Here is an 8,288-nt window from a genome sequence, read left to right as displayed (position 1 = left end):
GTACCACGGACGCTTCAGGGGGGAGCCGCGATCGCCACCTGCGAGGTGTAGGCGGGCCTGATCACTGTGCTTCACATTTCGAAAGCTTAATGTGGAGCACAGAGAACCTGCGGTTGTAAGGCGGCCTCCTCCATAATGGCCAGGACAGCCCCGGCCCGCGCCCCCCCGCGACGCCTGCCGGGCTCGAAGCTTCCTGACCCCCCGGCGCTTCCGCCGGGCCTGACGTGGAGAGAGAAACATGTCGACCAAACGTATTTCCGCCGCCGTTCGCCACCTGCCGCGCAGCCGCAAGGGCGGCCTTGTCGCCGGAGCACTGGCACTGGGCCTTGCCGGTGCGCTGAGCGCGCAGACCGTGGTGCCAGGCCAGTTTGCCTTCGCCGATCCGGTGCGGGTCGAAAGCGCTGCGCCGCAGAGCTTTGCCGCCGTTGTCGCCGGTGTGAAGCCGGCGGTCGTCAGCGTGCGCGTGCGCTCGGACAGCACGCCGCGCATGATGTCGTCGCGCGGTGGCGGCATGCCCGGCTTCGAGGACCTGCCGCAGGATCATCCGCTGCACCGCTTCTTCCGCCGTTTCGGCGGTGAGCCCTTTGGCGGCGAGCGCGGCGACGGGGGCGGACAGCGCCGCGAGGAGCCGCGCCGCTACGGCACCAGCCAGGGCTCGGGCTTCTTCATCACCGGCGACGGTTACCTCGTCACCAACGAGCATGTGGTCTCCGGCGGCAGCGAGTTCACCGTGATCACCGACAATGGTGATGAATACGAGGCGAAGCTGATCGGCGCCGACAAGCGCACCGACCTGGCCCTGCTCAAGATCGAGGGCGAGAGCGACTTTACCTATGTCGAGTTCGCGCCCGACGCGCCGCAGGTCGGCGAGTGGGTCGTCGCCGTCGGCAATCCGTTCGGCCTTGGTGGTTCGGTGACGGCCGGCATCGTCTCGGCACGCGGCCGCGACATCGGTGCGGGTCCCTATGACGACTTCATCCAGATCGACGCGCCGGTGAACCGGGGCAATTCGGGTGGTCCGGCCTTCAACGTCAAGGGCCAGGTGATCGGCGTCAACGCCGCCATCTTCTCGCCGTCCGGCGGCAATGTCGGCATTGCTTTCGCCATTCCCGCCTCGACGGCGCAGACCATCGTTGCCGACCTGAAGAACGACGGCACGGTGGTGCGCGGCTGGCTCGGCGTGCAGATCCAGCCGGTGTCGAAGGACATTGCCGAAAGCATCGGCCTCGACAAGGCGAAGGGCGCGATCGTTGCCGAGGCACAGGGCGACAGCCCGGCGCTCAAGGCCGGCATCCGCTCCGGCGACACGATCCTCAAGGTCGACGGGGAGACCATCGACAGCCCGCGCGACCTGGCTCGCAAGATCGCGGGCTATCCGCCGGAAACCACTGTGACGCTGGATGTCTGGCGGGACGGCCGCGAGCAGGCGATCGAGGTGAAACTCGGCCGGCTGCAGGAAGAGGCACGCGCTGCCGCCGTCGAGCCGACGGGCGAGAACACGGCCTTCGTCGACAGCCTGGGTGTCGAGCTGGCATCCGCCAAGAGCGTCGGAGCGGGTGACAAGGGGGTCGTGGTGACCGATATCTCCGGCGACAGCGCCGCCGCCGAGAAAGGCCTCAAGCGGGGCGACGTGATCCTCGAGGTCGCCGGCCAGCAGGTCGACGAGCCGGGCGATGTCGCCGGGGCGGTGCTCGGCGCCAGCGAAAGCGGCCGCAAGGCGGTGCTGATGCGCGTCCAGAGCGGAAACGCCACCCGCTTCGTCGCGGTGCCTGTGGCAAAGGGCTGACCCGTCATCGGCTCCTGCGACTGACCGCTACATCCCGCCGCCCGAATGTTCACATCCGGGCGGCGGGTCGGTTCCGGAAAGCCTGAGTGCTTTCCGGTCGGTCGACCGGTATGCCAACAGGCGAGGTCCGCAACCGCCCAAGAGGCGTGCCGGAACACCGGGAACCCCGGGGCGCGGCGACGCGCTCCCGGGGTTTTTACCGTTCCACTCTCATTCGACGCGCCGCATCGCAGGTGCTAAACGGTCACCAATGCATCGGCGGGCGGCCAGGACACGGAAGAGGTCATGCGGATACTGATTGTCGAGGATGACCGCGAGGCGGCCAACTATCTGGTCAAGGCGCTGCGCGAGGCCGGCCATGTGGTCGATCACGCCGCCGACGGGGAGAGCGGCCACGAGCTTGCTTCCAGCGCGCCCTTTGACGTGCTCGTTGTCGACAGGATGCTGCCGAAGCGCGACGGCCTGTCGGTGATCTCGGCCCTGCGGGCGGAAGGCAACCACACGCCGGTGCTGGTCCTTTCCGCGCTCGGCCAGGTCGACGACCGGGTGACGGGCCTGCGCGCCGGCGGCGACGACTATCTGCCCAAGCCCTATGCATTCTCGGAACTGCTGGCCCGTGTCGAGGCGCTCGGTCGCCGACCCCGCCAGCAGGATGTCGAGACCCGCTACACGGTCGGCGACCTCACGCTGGACCGGCTGAGCCACACGGTCACCCGGGCCGGGCAGGAGATTCCGCTGCAGCCGCGCGAGTTCCGCCTGCTGGAATACCTGATGCAGAATGCCGGACAGGTGGTCACCCGCACGATGCTGCTCGAGCATGTGTGGGAATATCATTTCGATCCGCAGACCAATGTCATCGACGTGCACGTCTCGCGGCTTCGGGCGAAGATCGACAAGGATTTCGACCGGCCGCTGCTGCACACGATCCGGGGCGCCGGCTACACGATACGCGACACTGGCCGTGACACCGGCGGCGATGCCGGGCGTCCCGGCTCATGACGGCGCTGACGACGACCGCCCGGGTCTTCCGCACCACGGCGATCAAGCTGGCGCTGATCTACCTGGCGGCGCTGACCCTCGCCTCGGGCGCTGTCCTCGTCTATCTCTCCCAGAACACGGCAACGGTGCTGCGCGACCAGATCGTCGAGACGGTCGACGCGGAAATTTCGGGCCTCGCCGACCGATACCGGGTGGCCGGCATTCGCGGCCTTGTCGCGGCGGTCGACGCGCGTTCGCGTCGGCCTGGCGCCAGTCTCTATCTGGTCACGGATTTCGCTGCGAACCAGCTTGTCGGCAATATCGAGGAACTGGACGACCGGGTGCTGGCCGGCGAGAGCGGCGAATTGCAACGGGTCGTCTATACGCCGCTCGGCGGCGGTGCGCAGCGCGCCGCGCTGGTAAGGGTGTTCCAGCTCTCCGGCGGTTTTCGCCTGCTGGTCGGCCGCGACCTGCAGGAACAGCAATATTTCCGCTCGCTGCTGGCCGAGGCCATGCGCTTCTGGCTCTTCGTGCTGGCCGCGCTCGGCCTGATCACCTGGGTCTTTGTCAGCCGGCGTGTGCTGAAACGCATCGACGCGATGACGGCGACCAGCCGGCGGATCATGTCCGGCGATCTTGCCGAACGCCTGCCGGTGGAGGGAAGCGGCGACGAGTTCGACCGGCTTGCCATCGGCCTCAACGCCATGCTGACCCGCATCGAAAGCCTGATGCAGGGGCTCAAGGATGTCTCCGACAACATTGCCCATGACCTGAAGACACCGCTGACGCGGATGCGCAACCGGCTGGAGGAAGCACTGCGCCAGGACGAGGCCGGAACCGGCAGCGGGCAAGAGGCGCGAATGGTTCTGGAGCGGGCCATCGAGGATTGCGACGGCCTGATCCGGACCTTCGACGCGCTGCTGCGGATTGCGCGGGTGGAGGCGGGGTCCTCCGGTGCGAGTTTCGCCGAGTTCGACGCCGGAACCCTCGTCCAGGAGGTCGCGGAACTCTACGCGCCGGTCGTGGAGGATGCCGGCGGCGTGCTCGACTGCAGCGTCGACGAGGGGCTGGTCCTGTCCGCCAACCGCGAGCTGGTTGTCCAGGCTTTGATCAACCTTGTCGAAAACGCGCTCAAATACGCTCGGCAGGACGAAGGCGATGCCGTAAGGGTGGAGCTGAGGGGAACGCGCGAGGGGCATGATATCGTGCTTGTCGTCCAGGACGAGGGACCCGGCATCGCCGATGCCGACAAGGAACGCGTGCAGCAGCGTTTCGTGCGGCTGGAGGAAAGCCGCAGTGCACCTGGCTCCGGTCTCGGGCTCAGCCTCGTTGCCGCCGTGGCAAGGTTGCATGGCGGGCGGCTGGAACTGGCCGACGGGACGCCGGGACTGGTCGCGCGGCTGCGCCTGCCGGCGAACCGGGGGGCGGGAGAGGTTGCCGGGCGCGGCTGAAACGGAAAACGCGCCTGAAACGAAAACGCGGTGGACAACGCCGGACATGAAGGACTGGGGGTGAACGTGGCAGAAGGCAGCAAGACGAGCGGCGCGGCATTGCGCCTGTGCGAGGCAATCCGCATCGTGCCGCAGGCTGCCGGCAGCGAGGCCGGGGCGGCACTTCTGGCCGATCTCGAACCTGCCCTCGATGCGCTGTCGCTGGACGGGGACGCGCGGGACAGAACATCAGCGTTTCTTGCCGGGGCGCTGACCAATGCCCCCTTCCTGCGCGATCTCGCCTGTGCCGATCCGGAGCGTCTGGCCGGCATCCTGTCGAGCGTCCCGCAGGCGCGGGTGGACCGGCTGATCGGGGAAACGCGCGAGGTTGCCGGCGACGACGAGGCGGCGGTGATGGCCGCCCTGCGCCGGCTGAAGAAGGATCTCGCCCTGACGCTGGCACTTGCCGATATCGCCGGCGCGCTGGATCTGGACGCGGTGACGGGCAGCCTCAGTCGCTTTGCCGATGCGACACTGACGGCGGCGATCCGCTTCTGCCTGCGCGACCTGGCGCGGCGCGGAAAATTTGCCATCAGGGACGAAGCGGCGCCAGAGCGGGATTGCGGCTTCGTCATTCTGGCGATGGGCAAATACGGCGCCTTCGAGCTGAACTACTCCTCCGATATCGACCTGATCGTGCTGTATGATCCGGAGCACGCGCCGGTGACGGGCGGTGCCGAGGCGCCGGTGGAATTCGTCCGCCTGACCAAGCGGCTGGTCAAGATCATGGGCGACCGGACGGCGGACGGCTATGTCTTCCGCACCGACCTGCGCCTGCGTCCCGATCCCGGTGCGACGCCGCTTGCCATGTCGATCCCGGCCGCACTGGTCTACTACGAAAGCCTCGGCCAGAACTGGGAGCGCGCCGCCCTTATCAAGGCGCGCGCCTGCGCCGGTGACATCCCCTGCGGCGAGAGCTTCCTGAAGGAGATCGTGCCCTTCATCTGGCGCAAGTATCTCGACTACGCCTCGATCGCCGACGTGCATTCGATCAAGCGCCAGATCCACGTTCACAAGGGGCATGGCGAGATCGCCGTCGCCGGCCACAACGTCAAGCTCGGGCGCGGCGGCATCCGCGAGGTGGAGTTCTTCGCCCAGACCCAGCAGCTGATCGCCGGCGGACGCATCACCGAATTGCGCGGGCGGCGGACGCTCGACACGCTGGCGACGCTGGCCGAGCTCGACTGGATCGCCGCGGACGCGCGCGACGAACTGACCGAGACCTATCGTTTCCTGCGCTGCGTCGAGCACCGCATCCAGATGGTCAATGACGAGCAGACCCACATCCTGCCGGCCGAGGAGGAAGCGCGCGCGCGCGTCTCGCGGCTGATGGGCTATGACGACATGGGCACGTTCGAGAGCGATCTCAGGACCCGCTTCCGCATCGTGCAGAAGCACTATTCGGCCCTGTTCGAGAACGAGCCGGAACTGGCCTCCGATCTGGGCAACCTGGTCTTCACCGGCGACGACGACGACCCCGAGACGCTGGAAACCCTGTCAGGGCTCGGCTACCAGCGGCCGAAGGAAGCGTGCAAGATCATCCGCGCCTGGCATTTCGGCCGCTATCCTGCGGTGCGCTCCTCCAAGGCGCGCGAAAGGCTGACGGAGCTGCATCCGGTGCTCGTCGCGGCGCTTGCCAGCACCGACAATGCCGACCAGGCGCTGCTCGCCTTCGACGGCTTCCTGTCGAAACTGCCGGCCGGCGTGCAGCTGTTCTCGCTGCTGCGCTCCAACCCGCAACTGCTGCATCTGCTGGCCACGGTGATGGGGTCGGCACCGCGCATGGGCGAGGTCGTGTCGAAGCGGGTGCATGTGCTCGACGCCGTGATGGACCCGGCCTTTTTCGGCGCGATGCCGACCTCGGCGGAATTCCGTGCGGGGCTCGCCCGTACCCTCGATCTCGCGCGCTTCTACGAGGACGCCCTCGACCGGGCGCGCGTCTTCGCGCAGGAACAACAGTTCCTGATCGGTATCCGCCTGCTTTCCGATACGTTGACGGCACATCAGGTCGGCGAGGCGCTGGCGCGGCTCGCCGAGAGCATCATCGCCGGGCTGATGCCATTCGTGATGGACCACGTTGCGGAGAACCACGGACGGCTCGAGAGCGCCGACTGGGCGGTGCTGGCGATGGGCAAGCTCGGCGGGCGCGAGATGACCGCGTCCTCCGATCTCGACCTCATCCTGCTCTACGACCATGACGAGGGGACGGAGGAAACCGACGGCAAGCGGCCGCTGGCGCCGAGCCAGTATTTCATCCGCCTGACCCAGCGTCTCGTCTCCGCGCTTTCCGCGCCGACAGCGGAAGGGCGGCTTTACGAGGTCGATTTCCGCCTGCGCCCGTCCGGCAATGCCGGCCCGCTGGCGACACGGCTGTCCTCCTTCGAGGCCTATCAGGTCAGCGAGGCCTGGACCTGGGAACACATGGCACTGACCCGGGCGCGGGTGATCGCGAGTTCGGGAGCCGCCTTCAAGGAGCGCATCGAGACGCATATCGGCGAGACGCTGGCGCGCCCCCGCGAGGCGGGAAAGATCGCCGCCGAGGTCGCTGCCATGCGCGCGAGGATCGAGGCGGAGAAGGGCACCAAGGATATCTGGGACCTGAAACAGGTGGCCGGCGGACTGGTCGACATCGAGTTCATCGCCCAGTTCCTGCAGCTGGTTCATGCAGCGGAACGTCCCGAGATCCTGTCGCAGACGACGGAGACAGCGCTCGAGCGTTGCCGCGATGCCGGTTATCTCGCCGCCGGCGACGCCGAGGTGCTGATCCCGGCCATTCGCCTCTATCACGCGCTGACCCAGGTGCAGCGCCTGACGCTTGAAGGCGCATTCAAGGTCGACACGGTGCCCCGGGGCGTCAAGGAGCTCCTGGTGCATGCCGGAGAGGCGCCGGACTTCGCCCATCTGGAACACTCGATGGCCGAGTGCCAGCAGCGGGTCCGGGCCATTTTCGAGCGGCTGGTGGGCAAGGTCGAGATCCCGGCAGGGCAGGGCGGCTGAAACCGCCCCCCGCCGGTCCGTTCACGGGCCTTTGGCCGGAATGTCCCGGCAGGAAATCGGTCAGGACCGGTTCAGGCCGAGCGCGTAGGCATCGAGCTGGTCGACGACGGTACCCCATCCGTCATAAAAGCCCATCTCCTCATGCGTCTTGCGGGCATCGGTCGAGCGGTGGCGGGCGATCGCAGTGTATTTCGTGCCGCCACCGGGCGCATCCTCCAGCAGCAGGATGGCGGTCATGAACGGATCCGGCGCCGGCTTCCAGCCTTCGCTGTAGGTGTCGGTGAAGACGAGCTTCTTCTCGGGCTCGATCTCGAGGAAGACGCCGTTGTTGGCCATCTCGTTGCCCTCGACCTCGAAGGTCGAGTTGAACCGGCCGCCGACCCTCAGGTCGATCTCGCAGGCCGTCACCTTGTGCGGCTTCGGCACGAAGAAGTGCTTGATGTGCTCGGGTGTCGTCCAGCACTCCCAGACGAGCGCGCGCGGGGCCTTCAGCACCCTTTCGAGGACGAGGTCTGTTTCCGGGTCAAGTTCAAGGTTCATCGGATCTCTCTTTCGCAAGGTTTTCGACATAGTCGTCGAACCGGTCCAGCCGTGATTCCCAGATTGCATGTTGCTCGGCCAGCCAGTGTTCGACCGGTTTGATGCCACCGGCCGCGAGCCGGCAGTATCGCACCCGGCCTTTCTTGGCCGTCTCGATCAGGCCGGCCTTTTCCAGCCTGGCGATGTGCCCCATGAAGGACGGCAGGGCCATGTCATGGGACGCGGCCAGTTCACTCACCGACGCCGGTCCACGCGCCAGCCGGGCAACGATCGCCCGGCGGGTCTCGTCGCTCAGTGCCGCGAAAAGCAGGTTCAGGTCCGGATCATGCTTAGCCATGCGCCTAACTATTATGGTGGGGATGTGGTGTCAATAAAAACTTAGGATATAGCCTAAGTGACGTCACGAGGGGGCCGCGTGCCGTCCACGAGGTGGCGGGGGGAGGGTGATGTTCGGGGAGGGGGGGATGAAGCCCGGGGGCGGCGGGTTCGGGGGGTCG

General features: G+C 67.1%; 6 protein-coding genes. 4 read left to right on the top strand and 2 right to left on the bottom strand.

Annotated elements, in window-relative coordinates; translation table 11 throughout:
- Positions 1-238 precede the first annotated feature (238 nt).
- The 4 genes from ACN0T5_RS20795 (at position 239) to ACN0T5_RS20780 (ending at position 7,251) form a co-directional block, all read left to right on the top strand.
- Positions 239-1,786 (top strand): Do family serine endopeptidase, encoded by a 1,548-nt coding sequence (locus ACN0T5_RS20795; RefSeq protein WP_417770518.1) that lies wholly within the window; start codon positions 239-241, stop codon positions 1,784-1,786.
- A gap of 285 nt (positions 1,787-2,071) precedes the next feature.
- Positions 2,072-2,785: a response regulator transcription factor gene (locus tag ACN0T5_RS20790; protein WP_417770517.1), complete on the top strand. Its 714-nt coding sequence runs from the start codon at positions 2,072-2,074 to the stop codon at positions 2,783-2,785.
- Entirely contained in the window at positions 2,782-4,215 is a 1,434-nt protein-coding gene (locus tag ACN0T5_RS20785; RefSeq protein ID WP_417770516.1) for an ATP-binding protein, read from the top strand. The genes ACN0T5_RS20790 and ACN0T5_RS20785 overlap by 4 nt, the downstream gene beginning before the upstream one ends.
- 60 nt (positions 4,216-4,275) lie before the next feature.
- A complete protein-coding gene (locus ACN0T5_RS20780) occupies positions 4,276-7,251 on the top strand; it encodes a bifunctional [glutamine synthetase] adenylyltransferase/[glutamine synthetase]-adenylyl-L-tyrosine phosphorylase (protein ID WP_417770515.1) in 2,976 nt (991 codons plus the stop codon).
- Positions 7,252-7,311: 60 nt separating this feature from the next.
- On the opposite strand, the gene ACN0T5_RS20775 is transcribed toward ACN0T5_RS20780, so the two are convergent.
- The gene (locus ACN0T5_RS20775; protein ID WP_417770514.1) at positions 7,312-7,791 is read right to left on the bottom strand and encodes an SRPBCC family protein; all 480 of its coding nucleotides are present in this window, start codon (positions 7,789-7,791) and stop codon (positions 7,312-7,314) included.
- On the bottom strand, positions 7,781-8,128 hold the full coding sequence (locus ACN0T5_RS20770; RefSeq protein ID WP_417770513.1) for an ArsR/SmtB family transcription factor: 348 nt from the start codon (positions 8,126-8,128) through the stop codon (positions 7,781-7,783). Before ACN0T5_RS20770 ends, ACN0T5_RS20775 begins: the two co-directional genes overlap by 11 nt.
- Between the last annotated feature and the right edge of the window lie 160 nt (positions 8,129-8,288).

Source organism: Stappia sp., assembly GCF_048261845.1.
Taxonomy (GTDB): domain Bacteria; phylum Pseudomonadota; class Alphaproteobacteria; order Rhizobiales; family Stappiaceae; genus Stappia.
Note: the sequence above shows the minus strand (reverse complement) of the source record. Positions and strands in the feature narration are given on the sequence as shown.

Excerpts from the sequence above, each read along its gene's own strand:
- ACN0T5_RS20790 (WP_417770517.1), top strand. The coding sequence starts at position 2,072 with ATGCGGATACTGATTGTCGAGGATGACCGCGAGGCGGCCAACTATCTG.
- ACN0T5_RS20770 (WP_417770513.1), bottom strand. The coding sequence starts at position 8,128 with ATGGCTAAGCATGATCCGGACCTGAACCTGCTTTTCGCGGCACTGAGC.
- ACN0T5_RS20775 (WP_417770514.1), bottom strand. The coding sequence starts at position 7,791 with ATGAACCTTGAACTTGACCCGGAAACAGACCTCGTCCTCGAAAGGGTG.
- ACN0T5_RS20795 (WP_417770518.1), top strand. The coding sequence starts at position 239 with ATGTCGACCAAACGTATTTCCGCCGCCGTTCGCCACCTGCCGCGCAGC.
- ACN0T5_RS20785 (WP_417770516.1), top strand. The coding sequence starts at position 2,782 with ATGACGGCGCTGACGACGACCGCCCGGGTCTTCCGCACCACGGCGATC.